This window comes from Nostoc edaphicum CCNP1411, assembly GCF_014023275.1.
In the GTDB taxonomy this organism is placed as follows: Bacteria; Cyanobacteriota; Cyanobacteriia; order Cyanobacteriales; family Nostocaceae; genus Nostoc; species Nostoc edaphicum_A.
Genome location: NZ_CP054698.1, coordinates 5,062,093 through 5,083,664 on the forward strand (window position 1 = coordinate 5,062,093; position 21,572 = coordinate 5,083,664).

General features: G+C 39.7%; 9 protein-coding genes. 4 read left to right on the forward strand and 5 right to left on the reverse strand.

The window, feature by feature from the left end; all coding sequences use genetic code 11:
* Positions 1–22: 22 nt before the first annotated feature.
* Both HUN01_RS24095 and HUN01_RS24100 read left to right on the forward strand, forming a co-directional pair.
* The gene (locus HUN01_RS24095) at positions 23–271 is read left to right on the forward strand and encodes a four helix bundle protein (RefSeq protein WP_238845579.1); all 249 of its coding nucleotides are present in this window, start codon (positions 23–25) and stop codon (positions 269–271) included.
* Positions 272–399: 128 nt separating this feature from the next.
* Positions 400–4,068: a hybrid sensor histidine kinase/response regulator gene (locus HUN01_RS24100; protein WP_181928298.1), complete on the forward strand. Its 3,669-nt coding sequence runs from the start codon at positions 400–402 to the stop codon at positions 4,066–4,068.
* A 128-nt stretch (positions 4,069–4,196) separates the two neighbouring features.
* On the opposite strand, the gene HUN01_RS24105 is transcribed toward HUN01_RS24100, so the two are convergent.
* Genes HUN01_RS24105 through HUN01_RS24115 form a run of 3 tightly spaced genes read right to left on the reverse strand, consistent with a single transcriptional unit; the run spans position 4,197 to position 6,991 of the window.
* Positions 4,197–4,922 carry a Uma2 family endonuclease gene (locus HUN01_RS24105; RefSeq protein WP_181928299.1) on the reverse strand — a complete coding sequence of 242 codons (726 nt, stop codon included), beginning with the start codon at positions 4,920–4,922 and terminating at the stop codon, positions 4,197–4,199.
* 54 nt (positions 4,923–4,976) lie between these two features.
* Positions 4,977–5,870, reverse strand: a complete 894-nt coding sequence (locus HUN01_RS24110) for an ABC transporter permease (protein ID WP_181932797.1) — start codon at positions 5,868–5,870, stop codon at positions 4,977–4,979.
* A 35-nt stretch (positions 5,871–5,905) separates the two neighbouring features.
* Positions 5,906–6,991 carry an ABC transporter substrate-binding protein gene (locus tag HUN01_RS24115; RefSeq protein ID WP_181928300.1) on the reverse strand — a complete coding sequence of 362 codons (1,086 nt, stop codon included), beginning with the start codon at positions 6,989–6,991 and terminating at the stop codon, positions 5,906–5,908.
* Between the two features lie 533 nt (positions 6,992–7,524).
* Here HUN01_RS24115 and HUN01_RS24120 point away from each other — a divergent pair.
* Together HUN01_RS24120 and HUN01_RS24125 are read left to right on the forward strand one after the other, a co-directional pair.
* The gene (locus HUN01_RS24120; RefSeq protein ID WP_181928301.1) at positions 7,525–13,386 is read left to right on the forward strand and encodes a trifunctional serine/threonine-protein kinase/ATP-binding protein/sensor histidine kinase; all 5,862 of its coding nucleotides are present in this window, start codon (positions 7,525–7,527) and stop codon (positions 13,384–13,386) included.
* 571 nt (positions 13,387–13,957) lie between these two features.
* Positions 13,958–19,783 (forward strand): AAA family ATPase, encoded by a 5,826-nt coding sequence (locus tag HUN01_RS24125; protein WP_181928302.1) that lies wholly within the window; start codon positions 13,958–13,960, stop codon positions 19,781–19,783.
* 293 nt (positions 19,784–20,076) lie between these two features.
* Here HUN01_RS24125 and HUN01_RS24130 read toward each other — a convergent pair whose 3' ends face one another.
* Positions 20,077–20,346 carry a hypothetical protein gene (locus tag HUN01_RS24130; protein ID WP_181928303.1) on the reverse strand — a complete coding sequence of 90 codons (270 nt, stop codon included), beginning with the start codon at positions 20,344–20,346 and terminating at the stop codon, positions 20,077–20,079.
* A 65-nt stretch (positions 20,347–20,411) separates the two neighbouring features.
* A complete protein-coding gene (locus HUN01_RS24135; protein WP_181928304.1) occupies positions 20,412–21,539 on the reverse strand; it encodes an ABC transporter ATP-binding protein in 1,128 nt (375 codons plus the stop codon).
* Positions 21,540–21,572 lie beyond the last annotated feature (33 nt).

Consider the following 21,572-nt stretch of genomic DNA (forward strand, 5'->3'; position numbering starts at 1 on the left):
TTTAGATTTTAGATTTTGGATTATGAATGAGGAGAATTTTAAGCGGATAACAAAGCAGCTAGCATTGCGAGTAATCCGCTTAGTAGAAGCTCTTCCGCAGAGCCGAACGGCAGATGTAATTGGCAAGCAGCTAATCCGTTCAGCAACATCTGTGGGAGCTAACTATCGGTCAGCTTGTCGTGGTAAGTCAACCACCGATGTCATTGCTAAACTCAGCTTGCTAGAGGAAGAAGCCGATGAAAGTCTTTATTGGATGGAACTTATTGTTTAGGTTGGTTTATTACCACTGGAAAAAGTGAGCAATTTGATGTCATAAAACACCGAAATTCTTGCAATTACAGTTGCATCAATTAAAACTTTACGTAACAAATCCAAAATCCAAAATTTAAAATCAAAAATATGATCACAGATAAAGAAATTCGCGAACAAGGATACATCTACTTTCTGGCTGAAGCCCCGGAACTAGTCCAAATTATTGAACAAGAGCTATTTAGCTTATCGGAAGGTTATAGCACTGCAAAAATTCACAACTTAATGCGAGCTACCCATACACTTAAAGGTGGTGCTGCTAATGTTGGATTAGAAGTAATTAAGATGATAGCCCATTTTTTAGAAGATGTATTTAAGGCTCTTTATAATCCAAATGTAATAGTTGATGCTGAATTACAAACGCTTTTATTACAAGCTTATGAGTGTCTGAGTATAGCATTAAATACTGAGCTAATCGGCAGTACTGTTAATGATGAAGAATTGCTTCACCGGGCAACTTCTGTCTTTGCACAGTTGCAAGAAAAATTGGGTGATGCTTTTGGTGCTGAGTCTCATATTCCCACTTCTGAAGAATTGGGATTTGATATTGTACAGTCCGTTTTTGAAGTGGGAGTAAAGCAACGTCTAAACAGTATTGCTGATGCTGTTAATAATCCACCAAGCAATGCCGAATTGATTGAATTTTTACAGTCTCAAGCCGAGGTATTTTTCGGCTTGGCAGAATCTCTAAACTTACCTGGATTGGGAGAAATTTCCCAAACGATTATGTTGGCTCTGCAAGCAAATCCCACCCAGGTGCAGCAAATTGCAGAAATTGCTCTTGGAGATTTACAACAATCACAAAAATTAGTATTAGATGGCGATCGCACATCTGGTGGAGAACCTTCTCCAAATTTACGAAAACTCACAATTGTGGCAAATAATGAGTTATTTGAAGAATTGCAAAACAATTCATCTGCTAACACATTTATTACCTATGAAGAACAATTTTACCAGTTTATCACTACATCTGATCACAATAAAAATGAATCGGTCAATCCAACAACAGCCAAGTTTTATTTAAAGGTAATTCGCTATATTTTTGGCTGGTTTAATCACCAGATGGAAATACCAGAAGCAGAACTAAGTTTGACTTTACTGGTTCCCACATTAGAAAGAAAAACTTTACTTAAGTATATCGAAAACTGGCTGAAAAAATTTCTTGATTTTGTCCAAGATGAAGAAGATAGTCAAAGTCTTTATATTTATAGACGTGGCATCATCTTAATCATTCTATTTGCAGTTGCAAAATTTCAATATTCTCTTAAATCATCTGATGCCTATCTCTCAGTAATTAAAATCCTACAAAACCAAATTTATAAATTAGCAAAAGAATATAAAAATTATCCTCCTGTTACTGGCGAAGAGAAAAATTGGCTTGATAGTCCCAGACTACAAACACTGTTAGTTATTAAAGAGATATCTGTATCAACCCAAACAACTGATAACTTCCTAGAAGCAATATGGGGAGAAGAAGCTAGCCAAAATATTGCTGCTGAAGTCGTGACGTTCCAGACTGATGATTCTTCAGAAAAACTTGATTCATTAACTGTCAGTGAACAGGTAGTTATCAATGTTTCTGAAACAGCTATTGAAGTCATGCCTGATTTAGCTACACAAATAAACAAAGAAATAGAAGATAAATCACAGTATGTTCAAACTAAAAACTTTCGCCAACCTTCATTTATTCGAGTAGATACAGAGAGACTGCAACACCTCAATTATCTAGCAGGAGAATTGCTGATTTATCAAAAACGGCGTGGATTGCAAGATGAACAAGTCAAAGAAATAATTGAGCAATTAATACAGCAACTCACTAGACACCAAACAACTTTAAATGAATTACGCGATTTACCATTACAAATACAAAATATAAGCTCACAACAAACGCAAAGTTTTGCAGTGGATTTTGACTCACTAGAAATGGATGTATATACAGAATTTCAGATGACGTTGCATGAATCAATAGAAGAAGCATTGCAACTACAAGAAACCACAGAGTCTCTTGACTTACTTTTGACCCAAGCTGCTCAAATTAGTGACAAACAAGAGAATTTAACTCTTAATATTATAGATAGCTTAGTAGAAGCACGAATGTCGCCTTTGGGCAATATTCTAAATCGCTTCCCCCACATGGTAGATAAGTTGGGGAATGTTCATGCAAAAATTGTAGAATTGAAACTTATTGGTAGTGAAGTTCTAGTAGATAAAGCGATCGCAGAAAAGCTGTACGATCCCTTGTTACACTTAGTGCGTAATGCTTTTGACCACGGTATTGAAGCTCCACAACTTCGTCGAGAGCTTGGTAAACCAGAACAAGGTTTAATCGAAATCTGCGCCTATCATCAGGGTAGCCAAACTGTTATTGAGGTTCGGGATGATGGTCAGGGATTAAATTTAGACAGAATTCGTAGAAAAGCTGCTGAACTTTATCCCGTACAAACTGAAGAAAAAACTAGAGTTTATGCTTCTAATCTGCCTGAATCTGAACTTTTAGATTTGATATTTGCGCCTGGGTTTTCTACTGCTAATAAAGTGAGTGATATTTCTGGGCGCGGTATGGGTTTAGATATTGTGCGTACTCAGATGCACGCACTCAATGGCTCAATTTCAGTTCAATCCTTACCCAATCAAGGAACAATCTTCATACTCAAAATTCCTTTTTCTATGACTACAGAAAAATTAATGCTAGTTCAAGCCAAAGGTGTTGTTTATGCTCTCCTTTTGGACAGTGTAGAAAAAATATTGATTCCCTCCGATCAACAGATTAAAGAAATTGAAGGAAACAAAGTCTTGCATTTGCACACCGACAATGATGAAACTATGGTCAGCCTTCGTCAACTTTCAAAGTTGATTGATTATAATGGTTCATTCTTTAATAGTGCTACTTCATACAACACATCAAATACTCACGATCCAAGCGTAGCGAAAAATCCGGTGCTTTTACTACGACAAAATCAGGGAAAAATTGCTTTAGAAGTTGACCAAATAATTGGTGAACAAGAACTGGTAATTAGACCTTTAGGAAATGCGATCGCACCACCAAAATATATTTATGGTTGTAGTAGTTTAGCTAATGGTAATCTCATCTTAGTTATTGATGCTTCGTTGCTGGTAAAGTCTAGCGAGATCCAACAAACAACACTTGATATCAGAGCGCTACCAGTAGCTTCGTCATCTAATAAAAAAGCTTTGCCGATATCAGGACATACTTTTTCATCTACACCATTACTTGCCGCATCTACTTCCACGACAACTATAGAAAGCCAACCCAGTTATTCTCAAGAGCCAGATAATAAATCACCGATAGAAATCCAACCCAGTTATTCTCAAGAGCCAAATAAATCACCAAAAGTTGTTTTAGTAGTAGATGATGCAATTAGTCTTCGACAAACTCTCTCTCTGACTCTACAAAAAGCTGGCTATCAAGTAATACAAGCCCAAAATGGTGTAGAAGCTCTAGAAAAGTTGCAGTTACATCCTGAAATTCAAGTTGTTGTCTCCGATTTAGAGATGCCACGAATGAATGGTTTTGAGTTGTTGAGTAATTTCCGTCAATACCCCAATTTAGGCAAAATACCTGTAGTGATTCTCACTTCTCGTAGCGCTGAAAAACACCGTCAGCTTGCCCAAGAATTGGGTGCTAAGGCTTACTTAACTAAGCCTTATTTAGAGCATGAATTTTTATCTACAATCAAGAATTTAATTAACAGTAATACAAATGATTTAAATCATTTGCTCATGGTGACAAATCATTAAAATTAATCTGAATTTTAGTTGAGTGCGATCGGTAAGTTATCTCTAAGAGTTTAAGCTCAGTGATACCACAGTGGTGAAAGAAGCATAGTGTACTTATGTAGTGTATCAATCCTTGGGACGCGATCGCCTTAATTACCAGGTAGATTATTTGGATCTACACCTAGAGAACGTAAATACTCCGCTAACTGTTCAGCCCTTTGCCGTTCTTGTTCAGCCCGCGATCGCTCTTGTTGTGCCTGTTCTGCATCTGTAAAATAGCGGTTTCCTTGCTCGTCATACCAACATAAAAACTCCTGTTGTATCCCGCCAATTACAGCTTGGTGTCGTCCTATACCTAAACCCACCTCTGGCATTAAATAGGGTTCACCTATTTGTAATTGGTAGTTTCCATCGAGCAACTTATACACTTCAAAGGGTTGATGTTGGTCGCGTCGCCAAAACTCAGGGTTATAAATTACGTAGTACAATACACCGAGTTTTCTATATATATCTAGCTTCTCGTCATATTCACCGCCTGGGGTATGGGATACCATTTCTAATGTGAATATTGGAACTATCCCATTTTCTTCCCAAACCGCGTAACTTTTGCGTGATTTACCACCTTTTTTCCGTTCTACTCCCAGACTTAAAAAAGCATCTGGGACTACAGGTACTCTAGGATTTACTCCTGTGGTGTGATACAGTCCCATATCTACTCCGAAGTACCAATCCATGCGATTTGCCCAAATGGAGTTAAGTAAAAAGAGTAAAATATTGGGCAAAAAGTTTTGATCTTCGTTATCCACTGGGGTATCGTCTGAACAGGGAAGTTCGTCGGTAGTTGGTAACGCATTTTTGAGATCGGGTGAGAGCATAACCGTTGTCTCGCTGGCGTTTAATGCCTTTATTATAAATGAGCGAACAAAAGTTTAAGGTTTGGGTGTAGGTTCACCAAACTTAATTACAAGTGCGATCGCAATACTAACTAGCAAAATTAACGTCATACTTAATGCTGAACCAAATCCCCAATTTTGGGTGGCTCCAAGAAACTGATTATAAACTAACCGCGCCGCCGTCATACTAGAAGCACCACCGAGTAATTCTGGATCGACAAAATCCCCCAAGCCTGTGATGAATACAAGCATGGAAGCAGCTGCAATTCCCGGCAAAATTTGCGGTACAGTTACTTGGAAAAAAGTTTCCACAGGATTTGCACCTAAATCAGCTGCTGCTTCTAACAACTGCTTGTCTAACTTTTCGAGAGAAGCATATAAAATCAAAACCATGTAGGGTAACAAGCTGTAACTCATACCAATCAATACAGCTTGACTCTGATTAAGTAATTGCAAAGTAGGCAAGCCTAAATTGCTGAGTAAACTATTCAATAAACCAGTAGGACGAAGAATTGTAATCCAAGCATAGGAGCGAAGTAAGGAGGAAGTCCACAAAGGCAAGACAAAGCTTAATAACAGCAAATTTCGCCAACGCTGCGGCGCTATCTGAGCAATCCAATAGGCGACGGGGAAGCCCAAAATTAAACAAATTATTGTGGTGCCAAAGGCAAAAAATAGCGATCGCCCAATTACTTGCAGGTAAAGGGGGTCAAATATTCTAATGTAGTTTTTGAATCCGTTGGGATTGACTAAATCTCCCGGTCGGATGTCTGCAACTAAACTTAACTCGAAAATTATCAAACTGGGCAGCACCAACAAAAGTAATAACCAAATGCCAGATGGTGCAAGCAATACCAAGGGTTGTAGCCAATTTCTGACGGGATGATGCAATTCTTCTATTTTAGAAATCTCATTTTTTTCCAAATTAATCACTCCTAACTCCTAACTCCTAACTCCTAACTGTTTTAACTGCTGGTCAATTGAGTCCAATAACGATCGTAAACCTCTTCAAATTCTCCTACAGGAGTAACACGTTCACAATTTTGTAAAAGTGACTCTGGCGGAAACAAATTAACGTTGTTTTGGATTATTTTTGGCAATTGTTCAAATCCAGCGCTATTAGGTGTAGAAATATTCAGACGTTGAGTGATTTGGGCTGCTATTTCTGGTTGCAAAATCATGTTAATCCAAGCATAGGCTCCAGCTTGGTTGGGGGCTGTTTTGGGAATCACAATAGTGTCTGTCCATAATGAAGAACCACTGCGAGGAACCACATATTTGAGTTTAGGGTTTTCTTGAGAGATTTTCACTGCATCTGCTGAATAACACATTGCTAATAGTAAATCTCCTGCCAGAATTTGATTTTGCCAAGCGTCAGTGTCAAAACGTGCGATCGCAGGTTTTAGTTCCTTCAACTTTTCATAAGCTTGTTTTATTTCTTGTTCATTTTTTGAGTTGTAAGAATAACCTAGCATTCTTAACGTCGCACCCATCACCTCTCGAACATCATTGAGCAAGGTCATCCGCTGATTAAGTTGCTCTTGATTTTGCCAAAGGTAATCCCAGTCTTGTGGTGGATTGTTTATTTTTTCGGAATTGTAAAGTAAACCTGTTGTTCCCCAGTTAAAAGGGATACTGTAGCGGTTATTGGGGTCATAACTAGGATTCTGGAACCGGGGAAATAAATTCTCTAGACCAATTAAGCGATCGTGATTTATTTCTGTTAGCAAACCTTTGTCTACCATCTTCTGCACCATGTAATCAGATGGGTTGATGATGCTATAAGTGCCACCGCCTCCAGCTTGGAATTTAGCTAGCATGACATCATTGGAATCATATACATCCGCTAGCACTTTTATACCAGTTTGGGTGCTAAAATTTTCCAGTAATTGATTGTCAGTATATTGCGTCCAGGTAAAAATATAAAGTTGGTCACGCTGACCATTAGTATTAGAATTAGCACGTACTTCAGCTAGCCTCCAGCCACAACCAGCTAAAGATAAGCTAGAAAGCGCTGCCACCCCTTTTAAAAATTGGCGTCTGTTAGTCATTAAGTTAATAGTCAATCATCTTCTGTGTTGTTACCGATTGATTTTAGATATGCCTTTAATTAGAGTGCTCATGGCTAGTTTAAACATTAACTTAAGTGTATCTACCTGTGCAACTGTTAATAAGTTATGGCTATCAGCTAGTTTGAGGCAAGATTTTTAATCTATTTAAACAAGCTTGAGCTATAAAAATTAACAAAGCGAGCGAGCGTCAAATTATCAAGGAAATCCAGGGTTGTAAGCTGAACTGCACTTCTGTAGTAGCAAAAAGAACAGAGTTTGTCATTACCTTACCAGTTAAAACTGTGGCAGGAGTTTTGAATTCATAATTGTAAGGAAGACTCATATAAATATCTAATTGGCAAAACTTTCGCTTGCAGTTTCAGGGAGTACGGTAAAAGATTGAGTTTTAACTAAGTTCTCAGTGAGGTTACGGATTTTGTTATTGAAATTCCGGTGTAACTTTTGGCTCTTTTTAGTAAACAATTTCAGGCATCTGGGAATACTAAATTTGGAAGCCTTAACGATTTAGCAGTATGGTTAGCACTCTTGTCAATATTCCTGGATACAAGGTTAGCGAAGAGCTCTACGATGGTTCTAGAACCATAGTTTATCGAGGGTATCGAGAGACTGACTCATTAGCTGTAGTTATTAAACTGCTGAAAAATCCTCATCCGAGTTGGGGCGAACTCTTGTCGTTTCAGAATCAGTACACCATAGCTAAAAATCTCAAATCACCGCTAATCGTCCAAACTTATAGCCTAGAACCATACCAAAATGGCTATGCACTTGTGGTGGAAGACTTCGGGGGGATTTCCCTCAATGAATGGGGAGTGAGGATCGGGCGACAATCTCTACAAGAGTTTTTAGAAATTGCGATCGCACTGTGTAATACCTTAGATATATTATATCACGAGCGGATTATTCACAAAGATATCAAACCCGCCAATATTTTAATTAATCCCGAAACAAAACAAGTTAAATTAATCGACTTTAGTATCGCATCTTTGCTAGCACGGGAAACGCAAACACTAATCAATCCCAATGTGTTAGAAGGGACACTTGCTTATATTTCTCCAGAACAAACAGGAAGAATGAATCGGGGGATTGATTACCGAACTGATTTTTATTCTTTGGGTGTAACTTTCTACGAATTACTCACTGGAGTTTTACCTTTTCAATCAAACGATCCGATGGAGTTGGTACATTCTCATATTGCTAAACTTCCACCATCCCTTCGGGAAGTTAAACGTCAAAAGTCAAAAGTCAAAAGTGAAGAGATTCCGCAAGTGTTGTCAGACATCGTGATGAAATTGATGGCAAAAAATGCCGAAGATCGATATCAAAGTGCATTGGGACTGAAGTTTGATTTAGAAAAGTGTTTATATCAGCTACAAGTTTCTGGTAAGATTGAGGTTTTTGAGATTGGGCAACGGGATGTGTGCGATCGCTTCATCATTCCTGACAAACTTTATGGACGAGAAACTGAAGTATCAACACTACTCGAAGCATTTGATAGAGTTAGCCTTGGTGCAACAGAAATAATGCTGGTAGCAGGTTTTTCGGGAATTGGTAAAACAGCCGTTGTCAACGAAGTTCATAAACCGATTGTTCGCCAACGCGGTTATTTTATCAAAGGAAAATATGACCAGTTTCACCGGAATATTCCCTTCAGTGCATTTGTGCAAGCATTCCGAGATTTAATGGGACAACTGTTAAACGAAAGTGATGTACAAATTCAGCAATGGAGAAACCAAATATTAGATGCTGTTGGAGAAAATGGTCAAGTAATTATTGAAGTCATCCCCGAATTATCAAGAATTATTGGTGAACAACCGCCCGCTATACAATTATCAGGAACGGCAGCACAAAATAGATTTAATTTACTGATTCAAAAATTTACTCAGGTCTTTACCAGTGCTGAACATCCTTTAGTGATATTTTTAGATGATTTACAATGGGCAGATTCGGCATCGCTGAAGTTAATGCAATTATTAATAGCTGATACAGGTTATCTTTTATTAATTGGTGCGTACCGTGATAACGAAGTAAACCCAGCACATCCATTAATGTTGGCTTTGAGTGAAATTCAAAAAACTCAAGCAATGATTAATACAATCACTTTAGCGCCACTGAGTCAAGGGCAAGTAAATAAATTAGTTGCTGACACGCTGAAATGTCCACAAAGTTTGGCATGGACTCTTTCTCAATTAATCGATCAGAAAACTCAAGGTAATCCGTTTTTTGCCTCCCAGTTTCTCAAAGCATTGCATCAAGATGGGTTGATTAAATTTGATTTTGAGTTAGGCTGTTGGCAATGTGACATCCCACAGGTGACAACTCAAGCGGTTACAGATGACGTTGTTACTTTTATGGTATTTCAACTCCGAAAACTGCCTGAATCAACTCAAGAAGTGTTGCAGTTAGCTGCTTGTATTGGCAACCAGTTTGATTTAGAAACTTTAGCAATTGTTTACGAACAGTCAGAGGTGGAAACGGCAGCAAGTTTATGGAAAGCATTACAAGAAGGTTTAGTTTTACCCATTAGTGAAGTTTATAAGTTTTATGTAGGGGAAGAAAGTCAAGTTGTTAAACTAGAAAATTATCAAACGGTTACATACAAATTTTTACATGACCGAGTACAACAAGCTGCCTACTCTCTGATTCCTGACGATCAAAAGCAAGCCACTCATCTCAACGTTGGGCAATTGCTGTTGCGAAATACTGCACCTGAAGCCATAGAACTCAATGTTTTTGATATTGTTAATCAATTGAACAATGGAATTACTCTGATAGATCAGATCGGCGATCGCTATGAGTTAGCGCAGTTGAATCTGATTGCTGGCAAAAAAGCAAAAGTTTCCACAGCTTATAAGGCAGCCATTAAATACTGCGCGATCGGGATGGAAATGCTTTCCGAAGATAGTTGGGAGACTGCCTACGACCTGACGTTTCAGCTTTATCGAGAATGTGCAGAGTGCGAATACATCACAGGGCGCTTTGACGAGGCAGAACGACTCTTCCATCGGGCATTACAGTACGCCAAGAAGAAATTCGATCTCGCAGAGATTTATGGCCTTCAACTAGCCCTGAGATCCAATCAGGGAGAGAATCTACTCGCCGCTTATGAGGCTGCATTGAGTGGCTTGAGTGTTATGGGCATGAGCATTCCGGCAACCGATGAAGGTCAGCAAGCGCTGATTGAAACCACACTCAAGGAGATCCACCTCAAACTGGAAACTGTGCAATCCGCAGATTTATATGACCTGCCTGCGATGACCGATCCGGCGAAGAAGGTATGTATGTCAATCCTCCCCAATCTTTGGGGGGCTGCTTATGTTGGTGGCAATCAAGCGCTGACAATTCTGAGCATCCTGTTAATGGTTCATACTTCATTCACCTATGGCAATGCCGAAAGTTCGGGCTGTGCTTACTGTTTGTATGGGATGATGCTCACAATACAGGGAAACTATCGAAGTGCTTATGAGTTCGCTACGTTAGGGCGAAAGCTCGATCGCCAATTCAATAGCGCTAAGTTCATTCCCAAAACCAATAACGTTTTTGGTCATACAATCAATCCCTACAATAGACCACTGGTTGAAAACGTAGCAGTTTACCAACAATCTCTCCAGATCAGCTATGAAACAGGTGACATTGGGTTTGGCATCTGGGCAGTAATATGTCTCATTTGGACGATGCTGTTGAAGGGCGATTGTTTATCAGAGGTGTATGCCGAAACCGAGAAATACTTGAGCTATGTGCAACAAGTAAATAATGTGAACATGACGCATACATTTAACCTACAACAGCAATTTCTTTTGCACCTGCAAGGTTTGTTGGCAGAATCCGATCTACTGGTCGATCATGGCGATCGCAAGATTGTCTGTCTTGATGCTTGGCAGAAGAATAATTTTGAAGCTGGTATCAATTGGTATTGCTTCTTGAAACTTCAGCTATTGTACTTATACGGTCGCTATGCCGATGCCCTGGAAGTTGCTGCTATTGCTGAAAAAACGCTGGTTTCTAATCTTGGTCTGTTTCCGATCGTTTTATTCCACTTTTATTACCCGCTTAGTTTAGCCGCGCTTTATCCAAAAGCAACACCAGAGAATCAACAGCACTACTGGGATGTGATGCAGCAGCACCGGCAACTTCTAGAAACCTGGACGCAGACTTGTCCAGAGAACTTTTTGCATCAATTGCTGTTGCTTGGGGCTGAAATGGCAAGAGTTTCTGGTAACTACGCAGATGCGATCGCCTGTTACGATCGCGCCATTACCGCAGCCAAAGAAAATCACTTTACCCATATTCAAGCACTCGCTAACGAACTAGCAGCAAAGTTTTACCTGGAATGGCGTAAGGAAAGGATTGCTCAGGAGTATATGATTCAAGCTTACTATGGCTATGTTCGTTGGGGAGCAAAAGCCAAAATCGCTGACTTAGAAAAACGCTATCCCCAACTACTTGCTCCCATATTACAGCAAACCCGTTCCACCCTTTCCACTAACGAAACCATCTTCGCTTTGGGGAGTGTTACATCCACCAGTTCAGCCACTTCTAGCAGCAGCATATCTGATTCCCTAGATTTAGCAGCTATTCTCAAAGCTTACCAAACTCTCTCAAGTGAAATCGAACTCGAAAAACTGCTTTCATCGTTGCTTTTGATCGTCATGGAAGATGCAGGGGCTGATAAATGCGTGTTTATGCTTTTGCGAGACGATCGCCTGCTAATTAAAGGGTCGATTTCCGAGGGAACACAGCCAGTCGTGTTGCAGCGCCTTCCCATTGAGGAAAGTCAGGATATTCCCCTGAAGTTGATTTACAAAGTCTTGCACAACAGGCAGACTGTTGTCCTGGTGGATGCGACAGCAGATCCGACCTTAGCCAACGATCCGTATATTGTTCGTCAACAGCCTAAGAGTATCTTGTGTAGTCCGATTTTGCATCAAGGTAAGTTGATGGGCATTTTATATCTAGAAAATAATTTAGCAATGGGAGCGTTCACCAGCGATCGCGTCGAACTGCTAAGTTTACTCTGCGCCCAAGCGGCCATTTCCCTAGAAAATGCCCGACTTTATGAACGTTCTCAGGAATATGCCCAACAGCTAGAGCAGTCATTCGCCAAGTTGAGTGCGAGTAACTCTCGGTTTGAGAAACTTGTAGATAATGTTCCTGGCGTTGTTTTTCAATATTGTATGAGTGCCAATGGGGTTATATCGTTGAGCTACATTAGTGCCGACTGTTACAGCTTACTAGAAATTACCCCAGAGCAAGCCATGTTCAATTGGCAGTTTTTCGACAATATGGTGCATCCAGATGATGCCGTGAGTTATCAACAGTCCCAAACTCAAGCCATTCAAACCATATCTCCCTGGCAATGGTCAGGACGAATTATTACACCCTCTGGAATTATCAAGTGGATTCATGGGGAATCTCGAATCCAAATATTTGCCGATGGGTCTATGGTGTGGGATGGATTATTTGTGGATATTAACGATCGCAAAGTTGCGGAACTTGCCTTGCAACAAAAATCACTTTTACTAGAACAAGCGCTCGCCGATCTGCAAAACACCCAATTACAAATGGTGCAAACTGAGAAAATGTCTGCACTAGGCAACTTGGTTGCTGGTGTAGCTCACGAAATGAATAATCCTCTCGGTTTTATTTCTGCCAGTCTCAAACAAGTTAAACCCACTTTTACCGATATTGTTGAACATCTGGGACTATATCAAGCAAGTTTACCTAACAAAAGTGAACAAATCATTGACCACGCCGAAGAAATCGACTTGGATTATAGTTTAGAAGACTTGCCCAAGATGATTGATTCCATGTCTATGGCGTGCGATCGCCTAAAAAACATCAGCACCAGTTTACGTACTTTCTCTCGTGCCGATCAAGATTACAAAGTGCCTTTCAATATCCACCAAGGCATTGATAGTACCATTCTGATTCTCAAACATCGTCTCAAAGCGAATGAACAACGTCCCGCCATTGAAGTTGTCACCAGCTACGGTAATTTACCTCAAATTGAATGCTTCCCCGGTCAATTAAATCAGGTATTTATGAATCTTCTAGCCAATGCCATTGATGCCTTGGATGAATCTAATCATGGACGCAGCTTTGAAGAAATTAAATCCAATTCTAACTGCATTATAATTACAACTTCAGTCGCAAATAATCTAGTTAAAATTGCCATTGCGGATAATGGTAAGGGAATGAGTGAACAAGTCAAATCAAAAATATTTGACCATTTATTTACTACAAAAGCTGTCGGTAAAGGAACAGGATTAGGATTAGCGATCGCGTGTCAAATTGTTGAAGAAACCCACGGCGGAAAATTGAGTTTTAACTCGGTTCTGGGTGAAGGTACAGAATTTATCATTGAAATTCCGGTGTAAGTTTTTGCTCTTATTTATAAACAACTTTATATATAGCTAAGTGCTGAGTGCTGAGTAAAAACCCAGTTGTTTCAAGACTTTGAGCAATCAACACTGTCCTAATCTGTATGTCTACGGCTATATCAATACAGTTCAGATAAGACCAAAACACTTGTAGAGACGGCGATTTATCGCGTCTTGAAAACCCACAATTTTGTACTATTAGCCCTTAACCCAAGCGTATTGCTTTATATATCACGAAACACTACATCTGTAAATTTTTAGAATTTAACAGTATGGTTAGTACTGTTGTCAATATTCCCGAATAACGATTTTGAATTTTGGATTAAAAATTTAAAATTAGGTGAATATTATTCTACAAAATTGTCAGTAAAAGTACAGGTTTGAGATTAGATATCGCTCGTCAGATTATCGAATAAACCCACAGTAACAAATTGAGTTTCAACTCGATTCTAAGTGATGATACGGGGTTCATTATTGAAACTCTGGCGCAAATTTTTGCTCTTGTTTATAAACAACTTCACTATCTATCTGGGAACACTATATCTGTAAATGATTAGGATTTAATAGTATGGTTAGCACTCTTGTTAATATTCCTGGATATAAAATTAGCGAAGAACTCTACAATGGTTCTAGAACTCTGGTTTATCGAGGGTATCGAGAGACGGACTCTTTACCTATAGTAATTAAACTACTAAAAAATCCTTATCCGAGTTTGGGCGAACTCTTGTCGTTTCGCAATCAGTACACCATTGCCAAAAATCTTAACTCACCTCTAATCATCCAAACCTATAGCCTGGAACCCTATCAAAATGGCTATGCGTTAGTAATGGAAGACTTTGGGGGGATTTCTCTCAAGGATTGGGGAGTAAGGGGAAGGCTAGAATCTTTGATGGAGTTTTTACAGATTGCGATCGCACTGTGCAATACCTTAGATATACTCTACCGCGATCGCATTATTCATAAAGATATCAAACCCGCCAATATCCTGATTAATCCAAAAACCAAACAAGTCAAATTAATTGACTTTAGTATTGCATCCTTACTACCACGGGAAACTCAAACTCTGATGAATCTCAATGTGTTGGAAGGAACACTGAGTTATATTTCTCCAGAACAAACAGGAAGAATGAATCGGGGGATTGATTATCGTACTGACTTATATTCTTTAGGTGTAACTTTTTACGAATTACTAACTGGAGTTTTACCCTTTCAATCAAATGATCCGATGGAGTTGGTACATTGTCATTTAGCAAAGCTTCCACCTCTTTTAGGGGACAGGGGACAGGAGACAGGGGATAGGGAAGAGATTCCCAAAGTTCTCTGTGACATCGTGATGAAATTGATGGAGAAAAATGCTGAAGACCGTTATCAGAGTGCATTAGGACTAAAATTTGATTTAGAAAATTGTTTATCTCAACTCCAAGAAACTGGTGAAATTAAGCGTTTCCCAATTGCTCAACGGGATGTGTGCGATCGCTTTATTATTCCTGATAAACTTTATGGAAGAGAAACCGAAGTATCAACCCTACTCCAAGCATTTGAAAGAGTTAGTCTTGGTGCAACAGAAATGATGCTGGTAGCTGGTTTTTCCGGTATTGGTAAAACCGTTGTAGTTAACGAAGTTCATAAACCAATCGTCAAACAACGTGGTTATTTTATCAAAGGGAAATATGACCAATTTCAACGAAATATTCCCTTTTCGGCATTTGTCCAAGCCTTCCGAGATTTAATGGGGCAATTATTAGCAGAAAGCGATGCTCAAATCCAGCAATTTAAATCCAAGATTTTAGCGGCTGTAGGTGATAACGGACAAGTAATTATTGAAGTCATCCCCGAATTAGAAAGAATTCTTGGCAAACAACCACCAGCACCAGAATTATCAGGAACGGCGGCACAAAATAGATTTAATTTACTATTCCAGAAATTTACCCAAGTCTTTACCAGTGATGCACATCCATTAGTGATGTTTTTAGATGATTTGCAATGGGCTGATTCGGCATCACTGATGTTAATGCAGTTATTAATGGCTGATACAAAATATTTTTTCTTAATTGGTGCCTATCGTGATAACGAAGTCAACCCAGCACATCCGTTAATGTTGACTTTGAATGATATCGAAAAAACAGACGCAACAATTAACACAATTGCTTTAGCACCTCTTAGTCAAGGGCAAGTGAATCAATTAGTTGCTGATACACTTAAATGTACAGAAAATTTTGCATTACCTCTTTCTCTACTAGTATCTCAGAAAACTCAAGGGAATCCGTTTTTCGCTATCCAGTTTCTCAAAGCATTACATCAAGATGGCTTAATCGAATTTAATGTTGAGTCAGGGTTTTGGCAATGTGATATTACTAAAATAAATCAGCAAGCGGTTACAGATGATGTTGTTAATTTTATGGTATTTCAATTAAAAAGATTGCATCAATCAACTCAAAATGTGTTGCAATTAGCGGCTTGTATTGGTAATCAATTTGATTTAGCAACTTTGGCAATTGTTTCGGAATCATCAGAAATTGAAACGGCTGCTAGTTTATGGAAAGCTTTACAAGAAGGGTTGATTTTAGCAATTAGTGATGTTTATAAATTTTATCAAGATTCATCGTTAATTAATGGTCATTTATTATTAGAAGATAGCGAACCAAGGACAGTTTCTTATAGATTTTTACATGACAGAGTGCAACAAGCTGCTTATTCTCTAATTCCTGATAACGAAAAACAAGCAACTCATCTCAAAATTGGCCAATTACTTCTAGAAAATTCCTCTCAAATAGAACAAGAGGAAAAACTGTTTGATATAGTCGGGCATTTGAATTTAGGACAAGAGTTAATGACCCAATCAAACGAGCGAGAAGCCTTGGCTCAACTAAACTTAGCAGCAGCAGGTAAAGCTAAAAGTTCTACTGCATACACTGCGGCCAGAGTCTATTTACAGACTGGGATTGAGCTACTCACAGTCAATTGCTGGCAAGATCAATATAAATTGACCCTGAGTCTCTACATTGCCGCCACCGAAGCCGCCTACTTAAATGCTGACTTTGATGGCATGAAACAGATAGCAGTACTGGTGTTGCAATCAGCCCAGACGATTTTAGACAAAGTTAAAATTTACGAAATTCAAATTGCTGCCCAGACAGCGCAGAGCAGACTATTAGAAGCGATCGCAGTGGGCAGAGATGCCTTAAAACAATTGGGGGTTGAGCTACCTATTGAGCCAAACAATGCTGAGATTGCTAAATCTCTACAAGTCCTTGCCAGTCAACTCGAAGGCAAACGAATTGAGGAACTAGCTGATCTCCCAGTGATGACTGATCCCCAAGCACAACCAGCCATGAAGCTATTAGGAATGTTATTTGCACCCGTTTTCCAAGGAATGCCGGGTTTATTGCCCCTAATTAGTTCCAAAATGGTGAGTCTATCGCTTCAGTTTGGGAATACGCCCGCCTCAACAGTGGGGTATGGGCTTCACGGAATGGTGCTGTGTGCCTTTTTGGGAGAGGTCAAAACAGGCTATGGCTTTGGGCAATTGGCGCTCTCATTACTGGAGAGGTTCAATGTGCCAGAATTCAAATCCACAATTTCAATGTTGTTTGGCGGCTTTATTCAGCATCACCAAAAAGCTCTCTCGGCAACAATACCGACAGTGAAAGCTGGTTTTACATCTGGTATGGAAACTGGCGACTTTTTACACGCTGGTTATAACTTATGTTGTTACAGTTATGCGGTCTTTTGGAGTGGCTCTGAATTAAACAATTTGGAGTCAGATATAGCAAGTTACAACGCCGCCTTGACTCAGGCGAAGCAACATTCTGCCCAGACCTATGTAAGTATAATGCGGCAAGCGGCACAGAACTTTAGGGAAAGCCAGATTCAACCGGATTGCTTAAGCGGCACTATCTACGATGAAACGGTGATGATTCCCAAACATCGTCAGGCTAATGAACTCACGGTGATGGCCGAACTCCATATCTACAAACTGTTGCTTGCCTATTCTTTTGGTAATTACAAAGCTGCGATCGCTTACATTGAACAATGCCAGCAGTATTTACTCGCAGTATCAGGATTAATTTTTGTACCGATTTTCCATTTCTATGCAGCCCTGACGCACCTGGCATTGTTTCCTACCCAGTCAGAAGTTGAACAAGCCGAAATTCTCGCACAGGTAGAAATCCATCAAAGCACTCTGCACCAATCGGCGCAAAATGCTCCCATGAATCATCTGCATAAATGGCATTTAGTTGAAGCTGAAAAACAAAGAGTGTTGGGCAATAAAGCAGAAGCACTTGAACATTACGATCGCGCCATCTCCCTTGCCAAAGAAAACGAATACGTTAACGAAGAAGCACTTAGCAATGAACTAGCAACCAAATTCTACCTTGATTGGGGTAAAGAAAAAGTTGCCCAAGTATATATGCACCAAGCATACTACTGCTACGCTCGTTGGGGCGCAAAAGCCAAAATAGAAAACCTCGAAAAACGCTATCCCCAACTACTCCAATCCATTCTGCGACACCAACGAATCAACCTCAACTCTTTAGAAACTGTTAACTTTCGTGGAACTTCCTCATCTACTCGCACTTCTAGTACTGACAGCAGCAGTATTTCCGATACACTAGATTTTACCTCTGTCCTCAAAGCCGCTCAAGCTATTTCCAGTTCTCTGGAATTAGATCAACTCATTACCAGCCTCACCCGTATTATCCTCGAAAACTCCGGCGCGAAAAAAGTCGCACTCATTCTTCCCCAAAATGATACTTGGCAAGTTAGGGCAATTACCTCGATCAATCATCAAGAAATACAAACTATTCTTGAATCACAATCACTAGATACTTGTCAAGACATTCCTGTAAATATTATCAATTATGTCAAAAATACCAAGCAAACAGTCGTTATAGACAATTGCAAAACAGATATTATTGGCTTAATTGGGGAATATATGCACCTAATGCAACCCCAGAGTGTGTTATCTACCCCGATTATTAATCAAGGGCGTTTGGTAGGGATTCTTTACTTAGAAAATCAACTGACTCAAGGGGTATTTACTAGCGATCGCCTTTCTGTTTTAAATTTTCTCTGCACTCAAGCCGCAATTTCTTTGGAAAATGCCCAATTATATAATCATCTCCACGAGCGAGAAAAGTTTCTCAGTAGTATTTACGAAGGTGTTGGCTGTCAGATATTTGTCACTGATATCCGAGCTAATAGTAGGTTGGAGTACACAGGATGGAGTAAATCCTGCGAATTAACGATTGGTATACCTGCTTCGGAAGTGGTGGGTAAAACTCCGCAGGAAGTAATGGCTCCTGATGAAGGCGCAGAAATAGAGCAAAAATATCTGCGTTGTTTCCAAACCGGAATACCCGTCACCTATGAAGAATGTCTCACATTTAATGACCAGAAAATTTGGTGGTTAACCACACTCAGTCCATTAAAAGATGAGACGGGCAAAGTTTATCGGGTAGTCGGGACAAGTATTAATATTAGCGATCGCAAACAAGCTGAGTCAGTGATCACAGAAAAATCTCAAGCACTCGGAACAGCCTTAGAAGATTTACAACAAGCCCAATTACAAATTGTTCAGAGCGAGAAAATGTCAGCGCTGGGTAATTTAGTTGCTGGGGTAGCCCATGAAATGAATAATCCTTTGGGCTTTATTGCTGTGAGCCTCAAACAAGCTAAACCCACTATTGCTGATGTTGTTAAACACTTGAAACTTTATCAAGAAAGTTTACCTAATCCGGGTGATGAAATTATTTACCATGCTGAAGAAATCGACTTAGATTATACCTTAGAAGATTTACCCAAGGCAATTGATGCAATGGTGATGGCGTGCGATCGCCTGAAAAACATCAGCACTAGTTTAAGAACTTTCTCCCGTGCAGATAAAGATTACAAAGTGCCATTTAACATCCACGAAGGTATTGACAGTACGATTTTAATTCTCAAACATCGCCTCAAAGCTAACGAACAACGCCCAGCAATTGAAGTAATAACTGAGTATGGCAATTTACCCCAAGTTGAATGTTTTCCTGGACAATTAAATCAGGTCTTTATGAACATCCTTGCCAATGCCATTGATGCCTTAGATGAGTCGAATTTTGGGCGGAGCTTTTTAGATATTCAAGAAAATCCTCACCAGATTACAATTCAAACCTCATTGAAAGATAATCAGGTTCAAATAACGATTGCTGATAATGCTAAGGGAATGAGTGAAGAAGTTAAGCAAAAGATATTTGACCATTTATTTACCACGAAATCTGTCGGAAAAGGGACGGGGTTGGGGTTGGCGATCGCTCGTCAAATTGTCGTGGAAAAACACGGGGGTTTGATACACTGCAACTCCTGCCCAGGAAAAGGCACAGAGTTTGTGATTACAATTCCAGTGCGGCAATGAAGAGTGCTGAGTTATGAGTGCTGAGTGCTGAGTTAAAAGAAAGACCGCCCACAAGGGGCGGGGCTAAAACCCAACTACATAACTACTGAGTACTTCTTAATTTACTCAGCACTCAACAGTCAGCACTCAGTATTGTAAATAGGAGGTGATCATGTGTACTGAAGCATTCAATCATGAAATATCGCTTTACGAATTTTCTTGGGTAGAGGCGATCTCAAGCTCAAACAAAAACACCACTGTGTCGAGTGGTGTTTTAAGTGAATGTGGACAGATGACAAGGATATTGCAATCGACTAGGTTTGTAAATCCTGTGGTTTAATCTCCCAATCTTCTTTCTTGATTCTCTCTGTTGCAAGCCGTGCTAACTTTTCTGCAACTTTCCTAAAAGTTCCTTTGTTCGTGTAACTAGGAGATGGCTCAATTTGTGGTTCGCCTGTATAAAAATCTTTTATTTTTTCATAGAATAAGCCAGGTATTGTAAGATTCCATGCTGGGTCTGGGGCAAAGCGAAACTCACAGACCGCTTCTTCTATTGGTGGGTTAGGATACTGGCGGCGTGTCATAGATTCCCTAAATTTGGCATAACCTCACGGACTTAATCTTATATGAAGTTGGTCGTATTGTTTGACTATTGACTAATAGCTAAACAATCAGTTTCAGCCCACCAGGCATAAATAGGTGTGTCGCGGTCAGGTAAAGCGCCAAAAGTATTAGGTTGCAACACATTTATCCTAATGCCATTTGTTAATTCCACAACATAATTAACGTGTGTGCCCAAATACATAACATTCACAAGCCGTCCTTCAAAGCAGTTAGCTGGTAAATTGGGTGGATAAAGCGAAAGTTGTATTTTTTCTGGGCGCACACTTACCACTACAGCTTGTGATAATTCAGATGGTGTATCTTCAGCGCGGCTAATGATAATTGAGAGTCCTGTTTTCGTCGAAATTTGCACATTCGAGGAGTCTACCTCGACAATTTCACCGCTGAATAAATTAGTATCGCCAATAAAATCAGCAACAAAGGATGTCTGGGGACGTTCGTAAATTTGGCTAGGAGTGCCAACTTGTTCAATTTTGCCTTGATTCATCACGGCAATGCGATCGCTCAAAGACAATGCTTCTTCCTGGTCGTGTGTCACCATCACAAAGGTTAATCCCAATTCTTTGTGTAAATTTGATAACTCAACCTGCATTTCCTTACGTAGTTTTAAATCTAACGCCCCTAAAGGTTCATCCAGTAATACGACGGTGGGACGGTTGACTAGGGCCCTGGCTAAAGCGACCCGCTGCTGTTGACCACCAGAAAGCTGATTGGGAAAACGCGATCGCAAACTTTCCATTTTCACGAGCTTTAAAGCTTCTTGGACTCTACTTTCAATTTCCGATTTGCGTAATTTTTTTAGCCGCAGTCCAAAGGCGATGTTATCCCAGACATTCAGGTGGTTAAATAAAGCGTAACTTTGAAATACAGTATTGACGGGTCGGCGGTAAGGCGGCACATTAGTCATAGACTGACCCTGAATTAATACCTTGCCAGCGTCAGCGATTTCAAACCCAGCAATTAAGCGCAGTGTTGTTGTTTTACCACAACCGGAGGGGCCTAAAATACTAAAAAATTCTCCTTGTCTAACATCCAAGTCGATTCCATGTACTGCTGGTTCTTGGTTAAAAAACTTGAAGACATTACGCAGTTCAACATCAAGTGGCTGAAAACTTGTTATCCCCCTCTGATTCTGCATGACAATTTGAGCCATAATCCTCAGTAGAATGCCGTGATTTTATGAGAT

Coding starts and splice junctions, on each gene's coding strand:
- HUN01_RS24095 (WP_238845579.1), top strand. CDS start 23: ATGAATGAGGAGAATTTTAAGCGGATAACAAAGCAGCTAGCATTGCGA.
- HUN01_RS24100 (WP_181928298.1), top strand. CDS start 400: ATGATCACAGATAAAGAAATTCGCGAACAAGGATACATCTACTTTCTG.
- HUN01_RS24105 (WP_181928299.1), bottom strand. CDS start 4,922: ATGCTCTCACCCGATCTCAAAAATGCGTTACCAACTACCGACGAACTT.
- HUN01_RS24115 (WP_181928300.1), bottom strand. CDS start 6,991: ATGACTAACAGACGCCAATTTTTAAAAGGGGTGGCAGCGCTTTCTAGC.
- HUN01_RS24120 (WP_181928301.1), top strand. CDS start 7,525: ATGGTTAGCACTCTTGTCAATATTCCTGGATACAAGGTTAGCGAAGAG.
- HUN01_RS24125 (WP_181928302.1), top strand. CDS start 13,958: ATGGTTAGCACTCTTGTTAATATTCCTGGATATAAAATTAGCGAAGAA.
- HUN01_RS24130 (WP_181928303.1), bottom strand. CDS start 20,346: ATGACACGCCGCCAGTATCCTAACCCACCAATAGAAGAAGCGGTCTGT.
- HUN01_RS24135 (WP_181928304.1), bottom strand. CDS start 21,539: ATGGCTCAAATTGTCATGCAGAATCAGAGGGGGATAACAAGTTTTCAG.